This is a genomic window from uncultured Tateyamaria sp., assembly GCF_947503705.1.
Lineage (GTDB): Bacteria > Pseudomonadota > Alphaproteobacteria > Rhodobacterales > Rhodobacteraceae > Tateyamaria.
Genome location: NZ_CANNES010000001.1, coordinates 1,144,481 through 1,162,852, shown reverse-complemented (window position 1 = coordinate 1,162,852; position 18,372 = coordinate 1,144,481). Strand labels below are relative to the sequence as shown.

The following is an 18,372-nucleotide window of genomic DNA, read 5'->3' as shown; positions in this document are numbered from 1 at the left end:
CCCTGCCCTTTGGCTTGCAAGGTGAATATGTCGGGGGGCTGCGTGAGTCAACGCAGTCTGGGGTGGCACATAACGCCACATAAGATACTGTTTTGTTTATCTTTTTTGCGTCAGTGAAAGGAGGCGACAGCGCGTCGCACCCCCTGTGAGAGGTAAAAGCAGGGCATTTGTCATATTCAACCGATTGGTTGATTTTTACCGCTGCGCAGCGCCTGAGTATGCTCCAGCAACCAGGACCGCACCTGTCGGACGGCCTTGCGTCGGCCCGCCTGCCCGCTGGTCAGCAGGTGAAAGGACCCTTGTTTGAACCCCACATCGGACACCCGCACAAGCCGCCCGGCTGTTTCGTCGAGATATGTGCCGTCGGACGCCCCCAGATAGATGCCCGCCCCGTGCACCGCCGCCTCTAGTGCCAGGGCCGCGCGCATCCGCCAGGGATTGTCGGGCACCTCTACGTCAAAGCCCGCGTGCCGCACCCAGTCGATCCAGATGTTTGGCCCGCGGTCCCTGAGCAGGGGCCGTTCCAGCAGGTCAGTGGGGCGTAACTTGTCATCTTTCAGATACCCGGGGGCCGCAAAGGGATAGATCGCTGCATCGCTGAGCAGGTCCGATGGTTGGTCCAGCGCCCCGGTCTTGGCATAGCGGATCGCCAGGTCAGCCTCGTAGCGGTCGAGGTCTGCGAGGTCATTCGACCCCACGAGCCGCAGTTCGATCCCAGGAAGGTCCTGTTGGAACTTTGCCAGAATGGGGATTACGATTTTGGTGGCAAAGACCGGTTCGCTGTTGACCACGACCCGTCCCGCGGGCGCATCAGCCAGCCCTTCGGTTGCCTCACCGATCACGTCGAGGGCGGGGGTGATCCGTTGCAGATAATGCTGCCCCTCTGGCGACAGCGCCACGCCCCGCGCCGCCTCGCGAAAAAGCTGTACGCCTAGCCGCGCCTCAAGCCCGCGCACGTGGCGGCTGATGGCTGAATGGCTGACCCCTAATTCGTCTGCCGCACGACTAAAGCTTTGGTGTCGGCCTGCCGCCTCAAAGGCACGTAGGGCGTTCAGCGGGGGAAGCGTTCGGGACATAAAAAGCATAACCTGTGCAATTTTTGCACAAGTCATGTCAGACAACTCTGTTTGTGGCAAGCGTCCCATCGCCTCATATTAGACGTAGAACCCAAACATATAGGGGCATCTCAATGCAACTGATCAAATCAAACGCGCTTTTGCGCGGCCTGTCGACTTGTGCCAAAATTTTTCGCTGGTGGCGCAGCACCAACATCCCGGAGGGCACAGCGCCGCCCCCGCTTACACCGCACATCGCCCGCGACATCGGCCTTTCGCCCAGCACGCAGGCGCGGATGCGTCACCGATGGCCTTCGCAAAGCACACAGCATCCTTATCTCTGAGCGCTTTCCTCGGGGGTCTTGAATTGGTAGGAGCGGGTTATGGCCGATCCCCTCGACACTGTATTCTCTGCGCTGGCAGATCCGACGCGCCGGGCGATCCTGACGATGCTGCTTGAGGATGACATGGCCGTCACCGATGTGGCCGAACCATTTGAAATGTCGCTGGCCGCCATTTCCAAGCATCTGACAATCCTCACCCGGGCGGGCCTGATCCAACAGGAGAAGCGTGGCCGGGTGAAGTGGTGCAAGTTACAGCCCGATGCAATGCGGGCAGCGTCGGTCTGGATGCAAGGCTTTGGGCAGTTTGAACCAGTCAACCTTGACGCGTTCGAACGGTTTCTGGCGGCAGAATTGGGCGACCCGCAAGCCTAGGTCGCCCTGATCGTCCGTCTGGCCTAGGCGATCCCGGCAAGCCGCAAGACGGCCACGACGACCACGATAAGGCCGATGATGTAAATGACGTTGCGCATATTCTTTCCTTTATGGTTCCGAAACGGATTAACGCGCCAAAGCGCGAAAGGTTCCACAGAAAAGTGGTCGTCCGGTCAGACGGCTGTGGCGTCGTCATCGCGCAAGAGCAGTCCGAGCGCGACAATGGTCAGCCCCACACCAACCCAGACCAGCGCCGAGGGCACAGCGTTGCCCAGCGCCATTTCCCAGCCGATCACCCAACTGGGCGTCAGATAGGTGTAGGCCATAACCTTGGCCGAAGGCAGCCGCATTGTTGCGAATTGCAAGAGCAAGAACGTAGCCGCACTGGCGAAGAGTGCGATGTAGCCCAGTGTGATCCAGACGATCCCCGGCAGCGCGGACCAGGGCGTGGCCATGAGATCGGACCAGCCGAAAACCGTCAGCAACACGGCCCCCGCCACCAGTACGACAAAGGTAAAGACCACCGCAGGTTCACCCCGGTTCAGTTTGCGGACCATGGGCGTGTAGATGGCGTGGCTGATACAGCCAAAGAAATAGATCACCTCGCCCCGCCCGACTTCGAACGCCAGAAATGCGTTCAGGTCCGCCCGAAAGATCACCCAAAGCGCGCCGATGGCCCCGATGGCCAGCGCCAACGCCATACGCGGCGTAGTCACCTGGCGCAGCAGTAACCAGCCAAAGCCCCCTGCGATCACGGGTGTCAGGGTAAAGACCGCAGCCGCACTCACGGGCGGCGCGGTCTTGAGCCCTTCGAACATCAGCACAAAGTAAAACGCAAAGAGGCCGCCCAACACCACATAGCGCCAAGGGGCGAACAGGGCCGCCCGCGTCATCGTGCCTGTGGCCAGAACCGCCCCGCCCAGCACCAGAGCCGCGATCCAGAAACGGACGGCGTTGAGCGCAGTTGGCGCAATCTCGTTGGCCACGATCGAGCCCAGCGAGAACGACCCCGCCACTAAGGCGGAGAAGCACAGCATTGCCAGATGGCCGCGAAGGCCCGGCGTCACAGCACCTTCCAATGCTTGGATCGGTCCTTGAGGAAGGTCAGGAACGCCTGCACCTTGTTGGTGCGGTGCAGGTCCACGTGGGTGACAAGCCAGAGGGGCGCCGACCAATCCTCGCGCGGGGTCATGATCTCGACCAGGTCGGGATTTGCCCGGGCCTCAAGCACCGGGTAGAAGCCGATGCCCGCCCCCGCCAGAACCGCCTGTTCCAGCGCCCGCACATCGGCAGAGCGGAAGGTGATGTCATCCTCGCTGACTTGCGAGCGGAGCCATTTGTGGAACGGCGCGCGGTTGTCGGCGGCATCGTGACTGACAAAGCGGTGGCCTTTTGCCGTGGCAATGTCGTCGGGATGGCCATGGTCTGCGATGTATTTTCGCGTCGCGTAAAGGCCGACAGACGTCCGCACAAAAGGTTGCACCACGTTGTCGGGTTGATCCGGCGCGTTGCCAGCCCGCACCGCAACATGCGCCTCGCCATATTCGAGGCGGAACAGCCTGTCACCTGTCAGGTAGCGTACGATGACATCCGGGTGCTGTTGCTGAAAATCGGTCAGAACCGGAACCATGCGCGGGGCCAGCGACACCAGCGAGGTCACGACCAATTCGCCCGATACCTCGGTCCCGCGTCCTTTGATCCGGCCCGACAACTGGCTGAACTGATCATCCGTAGCCTGTGCCACACGAAAGAGGTCATCGCCCGCCTCGGTCGGGGTATAGCCGCGGGCGTGCCGTTGAAACAGCTTTACGCCCAGACGCGCCTCAAGCGCGTCGATGTGGCGGATCACCGTGGCGTGGTGAACGCCCAAAACATCGGCCGCCCCGCTGACGGTGCCCATGCGAGCCACCTGATAGGCGGTTTTGATTTCATCCCAGTTTTCCATGCCCGATTCCTTACGCGTCCTTAATGTGCAAATCCAAACAGGTCCTGTTGAGTTTCAGGAATTGCGTTCGAATTTGCAAGGCTCAAATATCAGAGCACAAGACAGCATCCCTTTGAAAGGACCCGACCCATGACCATTCTGCATATTGATAGCTCTGCCCGCACCGAAGGTTCGGTGACCCGTGACCTTTCGGCCCAGATTGTCGCACAACTGGGCGGCAACGTGATCCGCCGCGACCTGACCGATGCTCTGCCCCAGATCACCGAGAACTGGGTGAATGCCAACTTTACGCCCGCCGATCAGCGCGACGCAGTGCAGCGCGATACGCTGGCCCTGTCCGACACTTTGATTGAAGAACTCAAGGCCGCTGACACTATCGTCATTGGCGCGCCCGTTTATAATTTTGGTGTACCAGCGGCTCTTAAGGCCTGGGTTGATCTGGTGGCCCGCGCTGGTGTGACCTTTAAATACAGCGAAACCGGCCCCGTCGGCCTGCTGGAAGGCAAGCGCGCGATCATCGCCGTCGCAACCGGCGGCACCCCCGTGGGCAGCGAGATCGATTTTGCCAGCGGCTACTTGCGCCACATCATGGGCTTTATCGGCATCCATGATGTCGAGGTGATCGCAGCAGACCGTGTCATGGCCAATGGCCCCGTAGCCATCGCAGACGCCAAGGCCGAGATCGAAAAACTGGCCGCCTGATCCGAATTCACACGACCCAAGACCACCACTCCAGAGCCCCCTCTTGGCCCTTCCCGGCCAGGAGGGGTTTTTCATTTTCTCCCGTCCTTTCGTGCAGCCCAGACCTTTCCGCCCCGCAAAGGCAGAAGGAAAAAGGCGCTGTTCTGGTGCTGGACGATACGGCCCGGCACTGACTAAACTCGTCTCATGACCATTCTGCGCAACCTTCCGGAACAATTGATCCTGGCCCATGCGCCCTGGGTACTGGGGGGCGGTTTGATCGTCTGCATCGTGGGCTGCGCGGCAGCCGGACTTGCCTTGATTTTTAGTGGCGAAGTTGGCGGGCTGTTCACAATCCTGGTGGGAAGCTGCGTGCCTTTGGCCATTTTTGCCGTGGCGATCAAACGCGATCAGGCGATTTTTGATGCCACTGCCGCGACCGTCACGCTGCAACGACGCACGTTGTTTGGATATGGTCGGCAAACCTATGATCTGGGCGATGTCCGCCGGGCCGAGGTTGAGGATTTCAGCGACACCGCCCGGGCCATACTGACCTTTCACGGAGCCAGCCCGCCCTATCCGCTGGTGGAGGCTTACGTGTCCGGCAATGCGCCCCGGCAGGTGGTGGATGCGATCAATGACTGGCTGCGCGCGGCGCGGCGAACAGAACGCAAAGGATAGGTTTATGCAAAAGATCGGCATTCTGGGAGGCGTCGGCTGGTCCTCTACCGTCGAATACTATCGCGGCGTGGCCGAGGCAGCGAGCGCGCATGCGGCGGCACAAGGCGGAACAAGCCCCCTGTTGATCCCCGCCATTACCATCGAATCCGTGCAGCAGGCCCGCACCCGCGCCTTGCGCGGCACCCCGGGGGACGAGGCCAGTTGGGCCGGGTTTGATGCCGTTTTCCGCGATGCGCTTTTGACGTTACAGGGCGCGGGATGTGACTTTGCCGTCATCGCGTCGAACACGCCCCATGCGCGGCTCCATGCTATCACGCTGGGGGTCGCGATGCCCGTCCTGTCGATTTATGACGCGACCGCACAGACTGCTGCGACCACGGGCAAATCTAGCGCATTGGTGCTTGGCACGCGGGTCACGATGCAATCGCCCAATTATGCGCAGGCGCTCGCCGCCCATGACATTCGCGCCAATGCCGAGTTGGACGTGCCCGAGATAGATGAGATGCAGGACATGATCGACCATGCATTTCACGGCGGTGCGTCTGACACCGCCCGCGCCCGCCTGCTGCGCTTTTGCAATGCCCATGCGGCAGCGGATCAGGCCATCCTGCTGGCCTGCACCGAACTGCCCTTGGCCTTTCCCGAACACATTGACGATCCGGTATTCGAGGCGGGAGGACACCTCTTCGTGAACCCGTCTGCCGCGCATATTCAGGCGGCAGTTGCCCGCGCCCTGACCTAATTCAAAGGACGATCCATTGACCTCCAAACCCCTGGTGATTTGCGCCCCGGAACCGCGCACCCTCGACCTGATCTTTACGCCCAAGGCCTTGGCCGAGTTGCGCGCGCGCTATGATCTGGTCGAGACGACCGAGGATGCGGTGGCCAACCTGGACGCGGCCACGCTGGGTGCGGCCCGTTATATCCTGGGCCAGCCCCCGATCAGCGCGGCGACCCTGGCCAAGATGACCAACCTGCGCGCCGTGTTGAACGTCGAATCCAATCTGATCGACAACATGCCTTATGACGAGGTGTTCGCCCGTGGCATTCACGTTCTGACCACAGGGGCCGTCTTTGCCCTGCCAGTGGCCGAGATGGGGATTGCCATGGCCCTTGATCTGGCGCGCGGTGTCAGCGGGGCCGATCAGGCCTTTCAAGAGGGGCGCGAACAATGGGGCGGTGACGGCAACGCAAATGCCCGCCTGCTCAGCGGGGCCGATGTGGGCATCGTTGGCTTTGGCGATCTGGGGCGCGCGCTGTGTCGGCTGTTAACTGGCTTTCGCTGCAACATATCGGTGCATGATCCATGGCTGCCTGCTTCTGTCCTGCATGACCATCAGGTCACGCCTGCAAGCCTGGATGACGTGTTGCAAGGGTCGGATTTCGTCTTTGTTATGGCCTCAGTCACCTCCGAAAACCGGGGTTTTCTGGGGGCGGAGGCCTTTGCCCGGATGCGTCCCGGGGCGGCGTTCATCCTGCTCAGCCGTGCCGACGTGGTGGATTTCGACGCCCTGATGGCTACGGTTGAACGGGGGCATATCAAGGCCGCCAGCGACGTATTCCCGACTGAGCCTTTGCCCGCCGATCATCCGGTGCGCACCCTGCAGGGTTTCCTGCGGTCTGCCCACAGGGCGGGCGCGCTCGACAGTGCCTTTAAGCAGATGGGCGACATGGTGCTGGAGGATATGGGCCTGATGGACCGCGACCTACCTCCCGCCGTCTGCAAACGGGCCGAACGGGAAACCGCGCGGCGCATGCGGTCCAAACCCGTCGAAGTCAATTGATACGATGAGACGGAGGCAACTGATTGCTGGAGGCATCGCAATGAGCGCTCTGAGCATGACAGGACAGAGCATGGCCCAAGGCACCAATAGTTTTTACGTCCCGCCAGAGGAAGCACCGCACCAGCGCACCTTTATGCAATGGCCGGTCAACCGGCGGGTCCATACCGACCCTGTCTTTCTTGATATGGTGCAGCGGACCATCGCAGACATTGCCAACTCCATCGCCGCTTTTGAACCCGTCACAATGTTGGCGGCCGCGTCGGATCACCCACGTGCCCGCAAACTCCTGTCAAGTGACGTGACCTTGTGGGACGTGTCCACCGAAGATCTGTGGTGTCGGGATGCCGGGCCGATCTTTATCACCAATGACCGAGGCGATCTGGCCGTCAGCCACATTCAGTTCAACGGCTGGGGCAGAAAACAGGTGCACCGCCGGGATAGCCAGATTGCGCGCCTTGTGGCCGAACGGCTGGGGTTGGAGTTGCACCCAACGGGTCTGGTGGGCGAGGCTGGCGGAGTAGAACAGGACGGCCATGGGTTGCTCATGGCCCATGAAAGTTCGTGGGTGAATGACAACCGCAATCCAGGTCTGAGCCGTGATCAGATCGAACGTCGTCTGCTCGACGCTTATGGCGCTGACCGGATGATCTGGTCCGACGGCGTCTGGGGCGAGGACATCACCGATTATCATATCGACAGCCTTGCGCGCTTTACCGGCCCGGGCCGGGTGCTGATCAACCTGCCTGACAGGCTGGACGAGGACGATCCCTTTCACATGGCTGCGGCTGATACCCATGATGCGCTTGAGGCAGCAGGGCTAGAGATCGAGGTGATCCCGGAGCCGGTGCGCCGCCGGGTCAAAGCTGGGGATTTCGTCGCCTCTTATGCCAATTACTACGCCTGCAATGGCGCCATCATTGCGGCCCAGTTCGGGGACCGTGAAACGGACCGGATCGCGCGGGACGCGCTGGCGCGGCACTATCCGGGACGCGAGGTTGTGATGCTGAATGTTGACCCACTGGGCGAAATGGGCGGCGGCATTCATTGCGCAACGCAACAGATGCCGGCCACGTGACCACGGGCCACGGCGTTGAACCGCGGCACCCAAATTCAACGCGTAAGTGTTCCTGCCTTCACCCGTTGTCGCAGCCGTTGTGCCGCCGCCACATGGTGGCGTCATGCCCCTCTGGCACAGAGGCGCAAGGGTCGTCAGCATAGCCCCTCAGCACCGCATAGGCGGCAACCTGTTCTGAATTCAGAATGTCCAAAGTCATCAGATGGCGTGACAGGTGTACATATCTGAGATCCGCGCGCGCCGTTGCCGCCGCATCGATCAGGCGTCTGAGGTCCGGCGCGTCCAAGTTGCCCGCTCTGAACCCCGCATCCAGCGCGCGCTCTGCCACAATCAACGCTTCACCCTGCGCGACCGCCTCAAGGCGCATCGCCTCATAGATCGCGGAAACCTGGTCTTGCTGACCCTTGGTCAGGCTCAGTTCATCGGCGAGTTCAAGGACATGGGCCGGGCCCGGAAATCCATTCAGTTCGGCAGGCAGCGCAAGACCCCAGCCGGCTCCCGCGCGCAAATCTGCGATGTCTTGATCGGACAGGCTTGTGATGTCGCGCGCCTCAAAGCCGCGATAGGGCTGTTCCGTTCCCTCCGCCAACGCAAAGGAAGATGCCGCAGCACAAGCAGCAAGAAGTGCGAGCAGTTTTTTCATGTTGAACCTCTTTCGTTTCTTGCCTTATGGCGCATTCCTGCCCGCACACATATGATAGCTATCATGTTGCAGCTTCGATCCATCTTTGACGTCAATGCGGTCCAGCGCTTCGCTCCGGGCGATGTGGTTTTTCGATCCGGGGCGCAGGTCAAAAACGTGTTTTTGGTGTGCGACGGGCGCGCAGCGCTCTTGCGACTGCTACCCTCTGGACAACAGGCAATGTTGCAACGGGCCGCCACCGGTCAAATCATTGCCGAGGCGTCGGTTTATGCGCATCACTATCACTGCGACTGCGTGGCGCAAGAACCAACGGACCTCGCATCAATGCCGCGCGCTTCGTTTCTGAATGCGCTTCGATCCGACACCGAATTGGCTGACGCATGGGCGGCCTATCTTGCTCATGGCATTCAACAGGCGCGGATGCGTGCCGAAATCCGCAGCCTGAAAACCGTGGCAGAGCGGCTTGATGCCTGGACAGCCGAATATGGCGCGCTGCCCGACAAGGGGCAATGGCAGGGCCTCGCCGACGAAATATCGGTGAGCCGCGAAGCGCTTTATCGTGAATTGGCGCGAAGACGGTCGGCTTGATCAGTGATAAGCAGCACGCGGTCGCCCGACGCCTGCCCTGTTGACTCGTCGGCGTGACAAGCCTATCAGCCCGGCAACACCCGGAAGCATCAGCCTTCCGGTCCCTTGGGTTTGCCCGGGATCGCCCTCCGTCAGCGCGTTGCGCCCACGGGGGCTCTCTTGGTTTGTAGACTGCACTTGGGAATTCCGCCGCCTGATCTTACCTTCAGGCACAACGTCAACGGCTTTGAAAGGATGGGCCCCATGTTTGAAAATCTCTCCGAACGCCTGTCCGGCGTCTTTGATCGGCTGACGAAACAGGGCGCACTGTCCGAGGATGACGTCAAAACGGCGCTGCGCGAGGTTCGTGTGGCCCTGCTTGAGGCGGACGTGTCCCTACCTGTGGCGCGTGATTTCGTCAAGGCAGTACAGGACAAGGCCACGGGCCAGGCCGTCACCAAATCGGTGACCCCCGGCCAGCAGGTCGTCAAGATCGTGCATGACGCGCTAATCGACACCCTGCGCGGCGAGGGCGAGCCTGGTGCCCTGAAAATCGACAGCCCACCCGCGCCGATCCTGATGGTCGGCCTGCAAGGCGGTGGTAAAACAACCACAACGGCCAAGCTGGCCAAGCGGCTGTCCGAGAGGGATGGCAAGCGCGTGCTGATGGCCTCGCTCGACGTCAACCGCCCTGCGGCCATGGAACAGCTGGCAATCCTTGGCACCCAGATCGGCGTCGACACCTTGCCCATCATCGCAGGCCAAGATCCTGTGGCCATCGCCAAGCGGGCCAAAACGCAAGCCTCCTTGGGAGGCTATGACGTGTATATGCTGGACACCGCCGGTCGCCTGTCGATCGACGAAGAGCTGATGACCCAGGTCGAGGCGGTCCGCGATGTTGCCAACCCGCGCGAAACCCTGCTGGTCGTCGATGGCCTGACGGGCCAGGACGCAGTAAACACCGCCCAGAACTTTGACGACCGTATCGGCATTTCCGGCGTGGTCCTGACCCGGATGGACGGTGACGGGCGCGGCGGTGCGGCCCTGTCCATGCGGGCCGTGACCGGCAAGCCGATCAAGTATGTCGGCTTGGGCGAAAAGATGGACGCGCTGGAAACCTTCGAGCCAGAGCGTATTGCAGGCCGCATCCTGGGCATGGGCGACATCGTCTCCCTCGTTGAAAAGGCCCAGGAAACCCTGGAGGCCGAACAGGCCGAGCGGATGATCCGCCGCATGTCCAAGGGTCAGTTCAACATGAACGACCTGCGTATGCAGCTGGAACAGATGGTCAAGATGGGCGGCATGGAAGGGATGATGGGCATGATGCCCGGTATGGGCAAAATGGCCAAGCAGGTGCAGGACGCAGGCTTTGACGACAAGGTCTTGAAACAGCAGATCGCCATGATCCAGTCCATGACGAAAAAAGAACGTGCCGCGCCGCAAATCCTGCAAGCCTCGCGGAAAAAACGGATCGCCGCAGGCTCCGGCATGCAGGTCAGTGACCTGAACAAGCTGCTCAAGATGCACCGGCAGATGGCCGACATGATGAAAAAGCTCGGCAAGGGCAAAGGCGGCATGATGAAGAAGGCGCTTGCCGGGATGATGGGCGGCAAAGGCGGCATGCCTGACATGGGCGGTATGGATCAAGCCCAGCTTGAAGCGGCCGCCAAACAGATGGGTGGTAAAATGCCCGGCGGCCTGCCCGGTTTGGGCGGCGGCATGGGCCTGCCCCCCGGCCTTTCGGGGTTTGGCAAGAAAAAATGATTACGGTCCTGATCACATATGTGATCGACCCTGCAAAGGTCGATGCGTTCGAGGTGTACGGACGCGCCTGGATTCATCTGGTAAACCGGATGGGCGGCACGCATCATGGCTATTTCCTGCCCTCCGAGGGGGCCAATAACAAGGCCTGGGCGATGTTCTCGTTTCCGTCTCTCGCCGCCTACGAAGACTACCGGCACGCCATGGCCTCCGATGCGGACTGCCAAAAGGCCTATAAACACGCCCAGGACAGCGGCTGCATCCTCAGTTTTGATCGTACCTTCATGCGCCCCGTCCTGGATGGCGCGAGCCCTGAGGATTTGGGGCTGTGATGATTCCTACCGTCCAAACGGAGCGGCTGACGCTGCGGGGCGCCTTGCGGTCCGATTTCGACGGCTATGCCGCGATGCTTGCCGATCCACGAACGGAATATATGGGCGGTCCGTTTGATCGCGGCGCTGCGTGGTGCGAGTTCAACAAATACATCGCCAGCTGGCACCTAAGCGGCTTTGGCGGCTGGATGATCACCGCAACGTCCAATGGCGCACTGCTGGGCGAAGTTGGGATCACCTATTCGCATCATTTCCCCGAACCAGAGCTTGGCTGGTCGCTGATGGCGAGGGCCGAAGGACACGGGTTCGGTTTTGAGGCCGCCGGTGCCGCACGTGACTGGTTCTGGGCCAACACGGAAGGTGACGCCCTGGTTAGCTATGTGGACCCGGCCAATACACGCTCTGCCGCGCTGGCCCGCAGATTGGGGGCGACCGCTGACCCCGATGCCCCCTTGCCAACCGGTGAGACCGCCGCCGAAACCACGGTCTACCGCCACGTGCGGCCTCAACAGGTGCACGCATGAGCTATCATCTCGATACACCTGTGCTGACCACCGACCGGCTGATCTTGCGAGCGCCTCAGGCCGAAGATGCGGACGCGTTCATCTCCTTTTACGCGACGGAGCGGGCGCAGTTTACCGGCGGCCCAATGACGGAACGGCAGGCCTGGAACTTCTTTGGCACCGAGATCGGGCATTGGATGATGCACGGCTTCGGCATGTTCGCAGTGACGGAAAAAGGCGATGACACCGCCATCGGTATCGTAGGCCACTGGTATCCGCGCACCTGGCCAGAGAAGGAAGTTGGCTGGGTCTTGTTCGATGCAGAACATGAAGGCAAGGGGATCGCCTTGGAGGCCGCACGGGCTTGCATCAACCACGCCTGGACCGTGCTGAAATGGGAGACAATCGTCAGCTACATCGCAACCGGAAACACCAGTTCCATCGCGCTGGCCGAGCGGTTGGGCGCAACGCTGGATCCTATGGCGGCACAGCCCAAACCTGACAGCCCCTGCCTTGTCTACCGGCACAAGAAGGGTATGGCATGAGCGACACATTCATCATCCCGACCCTGTCAACAGAACGATTGGTCCTGCGTGCCCCAGGGTTGCAAGACGCTCCGCAACACGCGGCGTTCTATGCCTCCGACCGGACGAATTTCGTGGGCGGCCCTCTGACCGCGGAATTGGCGTGGCGCAACCCGGCGATGGAGCTTGGACATTGGGCGCTGCGCGGCTTTGGCCGTTGGGCCGTCACGGAAAAAGGCAACGACACTGCCATCGGTATCGTCGGGCTGTGGCACCCCATGGGTTTTCCAGAAAACGAACTGGGTTGGGACCTCTTTGACGGGGCAACAGGCAAAGGCTACGCCACCGAAGCGGCGCGTGCCGCGCGTAATTACGCCTACGACAGGCTGGGCTGGACCACGCTGACCAGCATGATCGACCCCAAGAATACCGGGTCCGCAGCGGTCGCCACTCGGCTCGGCGCCGCATTTGACTACGACTTTGATCATGAACGGTTTGGCAGCATCCAAATCTGGCGCCACCCCGGCCCGGAGGCGCTGACATGACCGGTTCATTGTTCGCGAAATATGCAAAACCCACAGACGCCAGAGAGGACAGCATATGACCCTCTCGCGCATCCCCGAAATTGAAACCGGACGGCTGATCCTGCGCGGGCCCCGGCCCGAGGATTACCCCAACTTCAAGGCGACCTTTGCCTCCTATCGCTCGCGCTATATGGGCGGGCCGCTCAACCCTTACGAGGCGTGGATGCTCTATGCTGCCGAGATCGGGCATTGGGACATTCGCGGTTTCGGCATGTGGATGATCCACGACAAGGACACCGACGAGACCTATGGCATGGCGGGCGGCTGGCAGCCCGCAGGCTGGCCTGAGCGCGAGATCGCGTGGATCATCTGGCCCGACAAGTCCGGCAAGGGCTATGCGCTTGAGGCGGCCCATGCCGTGCGCGCGCATTATTATGCAAACGGCTGGGACGGTGCTGTCAGCTATATCGACCCCAAGAACCTCGACAGCATCCGGTTGGCCGAACGGTTGGGCGCGGTCAAGGATCACGACGCACAGACCATCGACGGCTCTGACGCCGTCTACCGCCACCCCTCGCCTGCGGCCCTCAAGGACAGCCAGTTGGCGCACGGGATCGAGATGGAGATCAGCCACTACGCTGATCCGATGTTCAAACCGAAAGGATGGGCCCTTGACTGACCCGGTAACACGCGCCGCCGAAGTGCTCAAAGAGCACCGCTCCAGTATCGACCGCCTCGATGCAATCCTCGTCTATACGCTGGGCGAGCGGTTCAAACACACGCAGGCCGTGGGGAAACTCAAGGCCACGCACGACCTTCCACCGTCCGATCCATCCCGCGAAGCGGATCAGATCGCGCGGCTTGAAGATTTGGCAAACCAGGCCGACCTGGACCCGGAATTTGCCAAGAAGTTCCTGAACTTCATCATCGCTGAAGTCATTCAGCACCACAAAACCCATCAAACCTGAGCGCGCCTCGGGTGCGACAAACGCAAGGCGGATTTCGATCCGCCACCCAACTGAAAAACCAAAGGAAAACACATCATGGCTATGAAAATTCGTCTCGCCCGCGGCGGCTCCAAGAAACGCCCCTTTTATCGCATCGTGGCTGCCGACAGCCGCATGCCACGCGACGGTCGCTACATCGAAAAGCTGGGCACGTATAACCCGCTCCTGCCCAAAGACAGCGAAGAGCGCGTGAAAATGGACATGGAGCGCGTGCAGTACTGGCTCGGTGAGGGCGCACAGCCCACGGACCGTATCAGCCGCATGCTGGAAGCTGCTGGCGTCCTCGAGAAAAAAGAGCGCGCCAACATGAAAAAAGCCGTCCCCGGCAAGAAGGCCCAGGAACGCGCCGAAGAGAAAGCCGCCAAAGCAACGGCCGCCGCAGAAGCCGCCGCCGCCCCTGCCGAAGAAGCGCCGGCAGAAGCGTCTGAGTAATCAAAGGGTTACAGGCGATGGAAAGCTTTTCCGAGGATTTCCAGACCCAGTTGCGCAACCTGATGGCGTGGCGCCGCGATGTGCGGCGCTTTCGCACCGATCCGGTGGACGAGGCAGTGCTGATGCGCTGCCTCGACGCCTTTCGGCTGGCCCCATCCGTGGGCCTGTCCGAACCCTGGCGCGTGATCCGCGTGTCGTCCGACGCCGCCCGCAGCGCGGCCCTCGAAAACTACCGTACCGCCAACGCCGCCGCCCTGGCGGGCTATTCCGGTGCGCAGGCCGAAAAATACAGCCAACTCAAGCTCTCTGGCATGGTCGAAGCCCCTGAACATATTGCCGTTTTCTGCGATGACAGCACTGCTCAGGGTCACGGGCTGGGTGCAGGCACAATGCCCGAAATGCGCCGTTATTCCGTTGTGGGGGCGATCAACCTGATGTGGCTTACCGCCCGGGCCCAGGGCCTTGGCGTGGGCTGGGTTTCGATCCTCGATCCGGCTCAACTGACCCGCGATCTGGACGTGCCCGAAGGCTGGCGCCTGGTGGCCTATCTGTGCGTCGGCTGGCCCGAGGCCTACTCCGAAACGCCCGAACTTGAGATGAAGGGCTGGGACCAGCGCCGCCCTGATTTGATCGTGGAACGCCGCTAAGTCCTTAGCCGGATGACATTTTCAGGCCAGCCACCCCGGCCACGATGGCCAGCGCCGACAGCGCCTTCATCACCGTCAGGCTTTCGCCCAGAAACAAGTAGCCCAGCGTCACCGTGCCCAGCGTGCCTACCGCCGTCCAGATCGGATAGGCAACGCTCACCGGCAAATCCCTCAGCGCCATGGTCAAAAACCCGATCCCAGCCGCGACCGCGACAATCGTCACGATGCTCGCCCGCAGATTGGTGAACCCGTCCGCATATTTCATACTCATCGCAAAGATCACTTCGAACACCGCCGCCAGGCCAAGGTAAAACCACGCCACCCATACATCTCCAAGTTAGGAACCAATCAGTTCCGTAACTAAACCATTGGTCCGGGCAAGGCAAGCCTCACCCCGCCCGGACCTGCCACAACCGCGGCTTAGCCGCGCAGCTTTGTGAATGTTACCTTGTCTTCATCCGGCCCGAAAAAGGCTGGAATCGTCGCAACATGGGTATAACCGCGCGCTGCGTAAAAACGGCGCGCCCGGCCTTGCTCCGGCGATTGGGTCGTGTCGATCACGATCAGGCGGGCAGCGCTGAGCGCATCCTCCATCGCTTTGATCAACACGGTGCCGGCGCCTGCCCCGTGCAAGTCCGGTACCACGGCAATGGCCCGCACGTTCCACGTGGCCTCCGTCATCGCCTCGGGCTGCGCAAAGGCGAAACCAACAACATCCGTCCCGCGCGTCACCACGCGCCAGATGTCATCACCCTCACCGTTCAGGGTGGGGGCAATCATCCCTGCGATCATCTCACCGGGAAACAGGGTTTCCTCGGCAATCGCCGCAAGAAAAGGTATGTCGGATGCGCGCGGGGCGCGTGTTTGGTATAAGTCTGGCATGGCCATCCTCTCGATATATTGAATATTTTCGGTGAACTGACCCTCAGGCCAGAGAAAATCAGGGCACATGAAAAGACACCGCCAAAGCGGTTTCTTTCGTCCCATTCTGTCCCCTCACACGAGGCGACTGGGCCAGTGCCCACTTATACCGACATAAAATCTCCATCCCGCACCACCGGGTGCAGGTGGCCCAAGGCTAGGCCGCGCGCGGCTCAGGCTCAAGCGTGGGCTGGACAAACACCGCCCACGTGGCCCAAATGCACCAAACCGCAACTTGGGCGAAATCACATAGATGTTTGGACTGATCCGCACCGCCATCCTGGTCATGATCGCCTTTGTCGGTGGGCTCATATTCGAGCGCAGCCAAGCGGCGGATGCCTGTGTGGGGATGGGCGGAAAAATGCATGACGGAGTGTGCTGGAATGAGTGAAGCGTTGATCTGTGTCGGCACCATCAGCGGCTCGTATGGGGTGCATGGGGAGTTGCGCGTCAAATCCTTTTGCGCCGTGCCAGAAGATATCGAAACCTATAGCCCCCTGACCTCCGAGGACGGCAAGCGCAGCTTTGCCCTGGCCCTCGTTCGCCCGATGAAAAACGGCTTTGTCGCGCGTATCGCAGAGGTTGCCACCAAGGAACAGGCCGACGACCTGCGCGGTACTCAGCTTTTTGCCCGTCGCGAACAGTTGCCGACCCTGCCGGATGACGAATATTACTATAGCGATCTGGTCGGGCTTGAAGTGTTTGACACCGGCGGCACGTCTCTGGGCCGCGTAAAATCGGTGCAAAACCACGGGGCCGCCGACATCCTTGAGGTCCATGTGGCAGGGGGCACGGCGACTGTCCTCTTGCCTTTTACCATGGCTGTGGTGCCGACTGTTGATCTAGGGGCCGGTCGCATCGTGGCAGACCCGCCCGAGGGGCTGTTCTAGGCCATGCCGCCGCGGGTCGTTGTGCATGCCGGCTTTCACAAGACCGGCACCACCTCGATCCAAAAGGCGTTGGATGCGCACCGCGCCGTTCTGGCACCCCTGACCATCCAGTTGGGCGCAGATATGCGTGGCCTTTGTGAGGCTGCCCGCATTTACTCGGTGTCGCGCAGTGCCTTTGACCTTGGCTACATCCGCTATGAGGCGGCAGCCTTGGCCGAAAACTGGCAAGGCACTCTCCTGCTCAGTTCCGAGGATCTGGCCGGCCAAATGCCAGGGCGTCGCGGTCTTTCATCCTATGACACGACACCGCAGATATTGGCCGCCATGACCGAAGGATTTCGAGCGGCCCGGCCGGAGATCGCGCTTGCCTTTGCGCTCACCACACGCAGTGCCGCCCCGTGGCTGCTGAGTTGTCACATGCAGCATCTGCGCGCCACACGGATGACTCTGTCTGCAGAGGAATACGCGGCCGACTACGCCGCGTCGGCCGATTTGACAGGTGTCATCGCCAAGATTGCCGATGCCTTGCCGGGTATCGCCGTGCAGGAACTGCCTCTTGAGGCGGAAACCGATCCGCTTACAGCTTTGCTTGGGCTTGTGGGTGTACCGCCTGACAAGTTGCCTGCGATGCCGCACAAGAACCGGTCCGAACCCGATGCGCTGCGCGCAGGCCTCTTGGCCATCAATCGATCAGACCGAAGCGATGTCGACGCGCGCACAGCGCGCAAAGCGCTGATGCGAAAGGGACGGCCCTGACCGGCAGCGAGCCGCTTGATCTTTGAACCCCAAATCGCGCATATCCCGACAAGGCCATCGGCAACGCGGCCACCTTCGTTGAGGCACGCACATGACCACTCCACCCAAATCTCACGGACGCAAAGCCATCCGCCCGACGCTGAAACCCTCGTCCCTGATGGACGAAGCCCCCGATCTGGTGGGCGTGTGGCAGGCGCGGGTCGTGACGCTGTTTCCCGACACATTCCCTGGGGTCCTGGGCGCGTCGTTGACCGGCAAGGCGTTGCAGGCCGGCAAATGGCAATTGCACACCCATGATCTTCGCAGCCATGGTGTAGGCAAGCATCGCAATGTCGACGATACCCCCGCAGGTGGCGGGGCCGGCATGGTGCTGCGCGCCGATGTGGTCAGCAGCGCACTGGCCGAGGCGCAAGGCCATGCGCGAGGCCGTTGGCCGATCCTTTACATGTCCCCGCGGGGACGGCCCTTTGACCAGGCCATGGCCCGAGACCTTGCGCGCTGCGACGGGGTGACGATGCTCTGTGGCCGGTTCGAAGGAGTGGACGAACGCGCGCTCGAGCATTGGGGCGTGACCGAGGTGTCCTTGGGCGATTTTGTCATGACCGGTGGCGAGATTGCCGCCCAGGCGATGTTGGACGCCACCGTGCGTCTGCTGCCCGGCGTCTTGGGCAATGCCGAAAGCGCAGTAGAGGAAAGCCATTCCGCAGGCCTGTTGGAGCATCCGCAATATACCAAACCGGCCTCTTGGGAGGGGCGCGATATTCCTGAGGTCCTGATGTCTGGCAACCACGGCAAGATCGCCGCGTGGCGGCAAGAGATGTCTGAAAAGCTGACTCAGGATCGACGGCCAGACCTCTGGGCCAAGCGCCGAGACAATCTCTAAGACTGACTGTTTCCATATGGGAAACAGTATCTTGGATTTCTGGTC

27 protein-coding genes are annotated in these 18,372 nt (G+C 61.3%); 21 read left to right on the top strand and 6 right to left on the bottom strand.

Going from position 1 to position 18,372, the window contains the following annotated elements:
• Positions 1-176: 176 nt before the first annotated feature.
• Complete coding sequence (locus Q1A44_RS05715; RefSeq protein WP_299621010.1) at positions 177-1,076, bottom strand: LysR family transcriptional regulator; 900 nt, start codon at positions 1,074-1,076, stop codon at positions 177-179.
• 113 nt (positions 1,077-1,189) lie between these two features.
• On the opposite strand from Q1A44_RS05715, the gene Q1A44_RS05710 reads away from it, so the two are divergent.
• Both Q1A44_RS05710 and Q1A44_RS05705 read left to right on the top strand, forming a co-directional pair.
• On the top strand, positions 1,190-1,399 hold the full coding sequence (locus Q1A44_RS05710) for a hypothetical protein (RefSeq protein WP_299621007.1): 210 nt from the start codon (positions 1,190-1,192) through the stop codon (positions 1,397-1,399).
• Between the two features lie 39 nt (positions 1,400-1,438).
• Positions 1,439-1,771, top strand: coding sequence for a metalloregulator ArsR/SmtB family transcription factor (locus Q1A44_RS05705; RefSeq protein WP_299621003.1), 333 nt, complete (start codon positions 1,439-1,441; stop codon positions 1,769-1,771).
• A 173-nt stretch (positions 1,772-1,944) separates the two neighbouring features.
• Here Q1A44_RS05705 and Q1A44_RS05700 read toward each other — a convergent pair whose 3' ends face one another.
• Both Q1A44_RS05700 and Q1A44_RS05695 read right to left on the bottom strand, forming a co-directional pair.
• Positions 1,945-2,838: a DMT family transporter gene (locus Q1A44_RS05700; protein WP_299621000.1), complete on the bottom strand. Its 894-nt coding sequence runs from the start codon at positions 2,836-2,838 to the stop codon at positions 1,945-1,947.
• Positions 2,835-3,716, bottom strand: coding sequence for a LysR family transcriptional regulator (locus tag Q1A44_RS05695; protein WP_299620997.1), 882 nt, complete (start codon positions 3,714-3,716; stop codon positions 2,835-2,837). The genes Q1A44_RS05700 and Q1A44_RS05695 overlap by 4 nt, the downstream gene beginning before the upstream one ends.
• 129 nt (positions 3,717-3,845) lie before the next feature.
• Between Q1A44_RS05695 and Q1A44_RS05690 the strand changes: the two genes are divergently transcribed.
• The 5 genes from Q1A44_RS05690 to Q1A44_RS05670 all read left to right on the top strand — a co-directional run bounded on the left by Q1A44_RS05690 (position 3,846) and on the right by Q1A44_RS05670 (position 7,937).
• Complete coding sequence (locus tag Q1A44_RS05690; RefSeq protein ID WP_299620994.1) at positions 3,846-4,418, top strand: NAD(P)H-dependent oxidoreductase; 573 nt, start codon at positions 3,846-3,848, stop codon at positions 4,416-4,418.
• A gap of 186 nt (positions 4,419-4,604) precedes the next feature.
• On the top strand, positions 4,605-5,078 hold the full coding sequence (locus tag Q1A44_RS05685) for a hypothetical protein (RefSeq protein WP_299620991.1): 474 nt from the start codon (positions 4,605-4,607) through the stop codon (positions 5,076-5,078).
• A 4-nt stretch (positions 5,079-5,082) separates the two neighbouring features.
• Positions 5,083-5,820 (top strand): aspartate/glutamate racemase family protein, encoded by a 738-nt coding sequence (locus Q1A44_RS05680; RefSeq protein WP_299620987.1) that lies wholly within the window; start codon positions 5,083-5,085, stop codon positions 5,818-5,820.
• Between the two features lie 16 nt (positions 5,821-5,836).
• Entirely contained in the window at positions 5,837-6,862 is a 1,026-nt protein-coding gene (locus tag Q1A44_RS05675; protein WP_299620984.1) for a hydroxyacid dehydrogenase, read from the top strand.
• Between the two features lie 4 nt (positions 6,863-6,866).
• Positions 6,867-7,937, top strand: coding sequence for an agmatine/peptidylarginine deiminase (locus Q1A44_RS05670; RefSeq protein WP_299620981.1), 1,071 nt, complete (start codon positions 6,867-6,869; stop codon positions 7,935-7,937).
• A gap of 58 nt (positions 7,938-7,995) precedes the next feature.
• On the opposite strand, the gene Q1A44_RS05665 is transcribed toward Q1A44_RS05670, so the two are convergent.
• Entirely contained in the window at positions 7,996-8,580 is a 585-nt protein-coding gene (locus Q1A44_RS05665; protein ID WP_299620978.1) for a Spy/CpxP family protein refolding chaperone, read from the bottom strand.
• Between the two features lie 63 nt (positions 8,581-8,643).
• Here Q1A44_RS05665 and Q1A44_RS05660 point away from each other — a divergent pair, with 63 nt between their 5' ends.
• The 10 genes from Q1A44_RS05660 to bluB all read left to right on the top strand — a co-directional run bounded on the left by Q1A44_RS05660 (position 8,644) and on the right by bluB (position 14,877).
• A complete protein-coding gene (locus tag Q1A44_RS05660) occupies positions 8,644-9,168 on the top strand; it encodes a Crp/Fnr family transcriptional regulator (protein ID WP_299620975.1) in 525 nt (174 codons plus the stop codon).
• Positions 9,169-9,411: 243 nt separating this feature from the next.
• Entirely contained in the window at positions 9,412-10,911 is a 1,500-nt protein-coding gene (gene ffh / locus Q1A44_RS05655) for a signal recognition particle protein (protein ID WP_299620973.1), read from the top strand.
• Positions 10,908-11,240, top strand: a complete 333-nt coding sequence (locus Q1A44_RS05650; protein WP_299620971.1) for an NIPSNAP family protein — start codon at positions 10,908-10,910, stop codon at positions 11,238-11,240. Before ffh ends, Q1A44_RS05650 begins: the two co-directional genes overlap by 4 nt.
• On the top strand, positions 11,240-11,764 hold the full coding sequence (locus Q1A44_RS05645) for a GNAT family N-acetyltransferase (RefSeq protein WP_299621397.1): 525 nt from the start codon (positions 11,240-11,242) through the stop codon (positions 11,762-11,764). The genes Q1A44_RS05650 and Q1A44_RS05645 overlap by 1 nt, the downstream gene beginning before the upstream one ends.
• A complete protein-coding gene (locus tag Q1A44_RS05640; RefSeq protein WP_299620969.1) occupies positions 11,761-12,288 on the top strand; it encodes a GNAT family N-acetyltransferase in 528 nt (175 codons plus the stop codon). Before Q1A44_RS05645 ends, Q1A44_RS05640 begins: the two co-directional genes overlap by 4 nt.
• Positions 12,285-12,812 carry a GNAT family N-acetyltransferase gene (locus Q1A44_RS05635; RefSeq protein ID WP_299620967.1) on the top strand — a complete coding sequence of 176 codons (528 nt, stop codon included), beginning with the start codon at positions 12,285-12,287 and terminating at the stop codon, positions 12,810-12,812. Before Q1A44_RS05640 ends, Q1A44_RS05635 begins: the two co-directional genes overlap by 4 nt.
• A gap of 55 nt (positions 12,813-12,867) precedes the next feature.
• On the top strand, positions 12,868-13,470 hold the full coding sequence (locus Q1A44_RS05630) for a GNAT family N-acetyltransferase (RefSeq protein ID WP_299620965.1): 603 nt from the start codon (positions 12,868-12,870) through the stop codon (positions 13,468-13,470).
• Entirely contained in the window at positions 13,463-13,759 is a 297-nt protein-coding gene (locus Q1A44_RS05625) for a chorismate mutase (RefSeq protein ID WP_299620963.1), read from the top strand. Before Q1A44_RS05630 ends, Q1A44_RS05625 begins: the two co-directional genes overlap by 8 nt.
• Before the next feature lie 75 nt (positions 13,760-13,834).
• Complete coding sequence (gene rpsP / locus Q1A44_RS05620) at positions 13,835-14,230, top strand: 30S ribosomal protein S16 (protein ID WP_299620961.1); 396 nt, start codon at positions 13,835-13,837, stop codon at positions 14,228-14,230.
• A gap of 17 nt (positions 14,231-14,247) precedes the next feature.
• Positions 14,248-14,877, top strand: coding sequence for a 5,6-dimethylbenzimidazole synthase (gene bluB, locus Q1A44_RS05615; protein ID WP_299620959.1), 630 nt, complete (start codon positions 14,248-14,250; stop codon positions 14,875-14,877).
• A gap of 4 nt (positions 14,878-14,881) precedes the next feature.
• Here bluB and Q1A44_RS05610 read toward each other — a convergent pair whose 3' ends face one another.
• Positions 14,882-15,199 carry a multidrug efflux SMR transporter gene (locus Q1A44_RS05610; RefSeq protein ID WP_299620957.1) on the bottom strand — a complete coding sequence of 106 codons (318 nt, stop codon included), beginning with the start codon at positions 15,197-15,199 and terminating at the stop codon, positions 14,882-14,884.
• 98 nt (positions 15,200-15,297) lie between these two features.
• Positions 15,298-15,759, bottom strand: coding sequence for a GNAT family N-acetyltransferase (locus Q1A44_RS05605; protein WP_299620956.1), 462 nt, complete (start codon positions 15,757-15,759; stop codon positions 15,298-15,300).
• Positions 15,760-16,051: 292 nt separating this feature from the next.
• Here Q1A44_RS05605 and Q1A44_RS05600 point away from each other — a divergent pair, with 292 nt between their 5' ends.
• The 4 genes from Q1A44_RS05600 (at position 16,052) to trmD (ending at position 18,327) form a co-directional block, all read left to right on the top strand.
• Entirely contained in the window at positions 16,052-16,189 is a 138-nt protein-coding gene (locus Q1A44_RS05600; protein WP_299620955.1) for a hypothetical protein, read from the top strand.
• Positions 16,182-16,688, top strand: a complete 507-nt coding sequence (gene rimM / locus Q1A44_RS05595; protein ID WP_299620954.1) for a ribosome maturation factor RimM — start codon at positions 16,182-16,184, stop codon at positions 16,686-16,688. Before Q1A44_RS05600 ends, rimM begins: the two co-directional genes overlap by 8 nt.
• Positions 16,689-16,691: 3 nt before the next feature.
• Positions 16,692-17,444, top strand: coding sequence for a hypothetical protein (locus Q1A44_RS05590; RefSeq protein ID WP_299620953.1), 753 nt, complete (start codon positions 16,692-16,694; stop codon positions 17,442-17,444).
• A gap of 91 nt (positions 17,445-17,535) precedes the next feature.
• The gene (gene trmD, locus Q1A44_RS05585) at positions 17,536-18,327 is read left to right on the top strand and encodes a tRNA (guanosine(37)-N1)-methyltransferase TrmD (protein WP_299620952.1); all 792 of its coding nucleotides are present in this window, start codon (positions 17,536-17,538) and stop codon (positions 18,325-18,327) included.
• Positions 18,328-18,372 lie beyond the last annotated feature (45 nt).

Bases quoted from the DNA above. Each gene is read 5' to 3' on its own strand.
- Q1A44_RS05715 (WP_299621010.1), bottom strand. From the start codon at position 1,076: ATGTCCCGAACGCTTCCCCCGCTGAACGCCCTACGTGCCTTTGAGGCG.
- Q1A44_RS05710 (WP_299621007.1), top strand. From the start codon at position 1,190: ATGCAACTGATCAAATCAAACGCGCTTTTGCGCGGCCTGTCGACTTGT.
- Q1A44_RS05705 (WP_299621003.1), top strand. From the start codon at position 1,439: ATGGCCGATCCCCTCGACACTGTATTCTCTGCGCTGGCAGATCCGACG.
- Q1A44_RS05695 (WP_299620997.1), bottom strand. From the start codon at position 3,716: ATGGAAAACTGGGATGAAATCAAAACCGCCTATCAGGTGGCTCGCATG.
- Q1A44_RS05690 (WP_299620994.1), top strand. From the start codon at position 3,846: ATGACCATTCTGCATATTGATAGCTCTGCCCGCACCGAAGGTTCGGTG.
- Q1A44_RS05685 (WP_299620991.1), top strand. From the start codon at position 4,605: ATGACCATTCTGCGCAACCTTCCGGAACAATTGATCCTGGCCCATGCG.
- Q1A44_RS05680 (WP_299620987.1), top strand. From the start codon at position 5,083: ATGCAAAAGATCGGCATTCTGGGAGGCGTCGGCTGGTCCTCTACCGTC.
- Q1A44_RS05670 (WP_299620981.1), top strand. From the start codon at position 6,867: ATGAGACGGAGGCAACTGATTGCTGGAGGCATCGCAATGAGCGCTCTG.
- Q1A44_RS05665 (WP_299620978.1), bottom strand. From the start codon at position 8,580: ATGAAAAAACTGCTCGCACTTCTTGCTGCTTGTGCTGCGGCATCTTCC.
- Q1A44_RS05660 (WP_299620975.1), top strand. From the start codon at position 8,644: ATGTTGCAGCTTCGATCCATCTTTGACGTCAATGCGGTCCAGCGCTTC.
- ffh (WP_299620973.1), top strand. From the start codon at position 9,412: ATGTTTGAAAATCTCTCCGAACGCCTGTCCGGCGTCTTTGATCGGCTG.
- Q1A44_RS05650 (WP_299620971.1), top strand. From the start codon at position 10,908: ATGATTACGGTCCTGATCACATATGTGATCGACCCTGCAAAGGTCGAT.
- Q1A44_RS05645 (WP_299621397.1), top strand. From the start codon at position 11,240: ATGATTCCTACCGTCCAAACGGAGCGGCTGACGCTGCGGGGCGCCTTG.
- Q1A44_RS05640 (WP_299620969.1), top strand. From the start codon at position 11,761: ATGAGCTATCATCTCGATACACCTGTGCTGACCACCGACCGGCTGATC.
- Q1A44_RS05635 (WP_299620967.1), top strand. From the start codon at position 12,285: ATGAGCGACACATTCATCATCCCGACCCTGTCAACAGAACGATTGGTC.
- Q1A44_RS05630 (WP_299620965.1), top strand. From the start codon at position 12,868: ATGACCCTCTCGCGCATCCCCGAAATTGAAACCGGACGGCTGATCCTG.
- rpsP (WP_299620961.1), top strand. From the start codon at position 13,835: ATGGCTATGAAAATTCGTCTCGCCCGCGGCGGCTCCAAGAAACGCCCC.
- bluB (WP_299620959.1), top strand. From the start codon at position 14,248: ATGGAAAGCTTTTCCGAGGATTTCCAGACCCAGTTGCGCAACCTGATG.
- Q1A44_RS05605 (WP_299620956.1), bottom strand. From the start codon at position 15,759: ATGCCAGACTTATACCAAACACGCGCCCCGCGCGCATCCGACATACCT.
- Q1A44_RS05600 (WP_299620955.1), top strand. From the start codon at position 16,052: ATGTTTGGACTGATCCGCACCGCCATCCTGGTCATGATCGCCTTTGTC.
- rimM (WP_299620954.1), top strand. From the start codon at position 16,182: ATGAGTGAAGCGTTGATCTGTGTCGGCACCATCAGCGGCTCGTATGGG.
- Q1A44_RS05590 (WP_299620953.1), top strand. From the start codon at position 16,692: ATGCCGCCGCGGGTCGTTGTGCATGCCGGCTTTCACAAGACCGGCACC.
- trmD (WP_299620952.1), top strand. From the start codon at position 17,536: ATGACCACTCCACCCAAATCTCACGGACGCAAAGCCATCCGCCCGACG.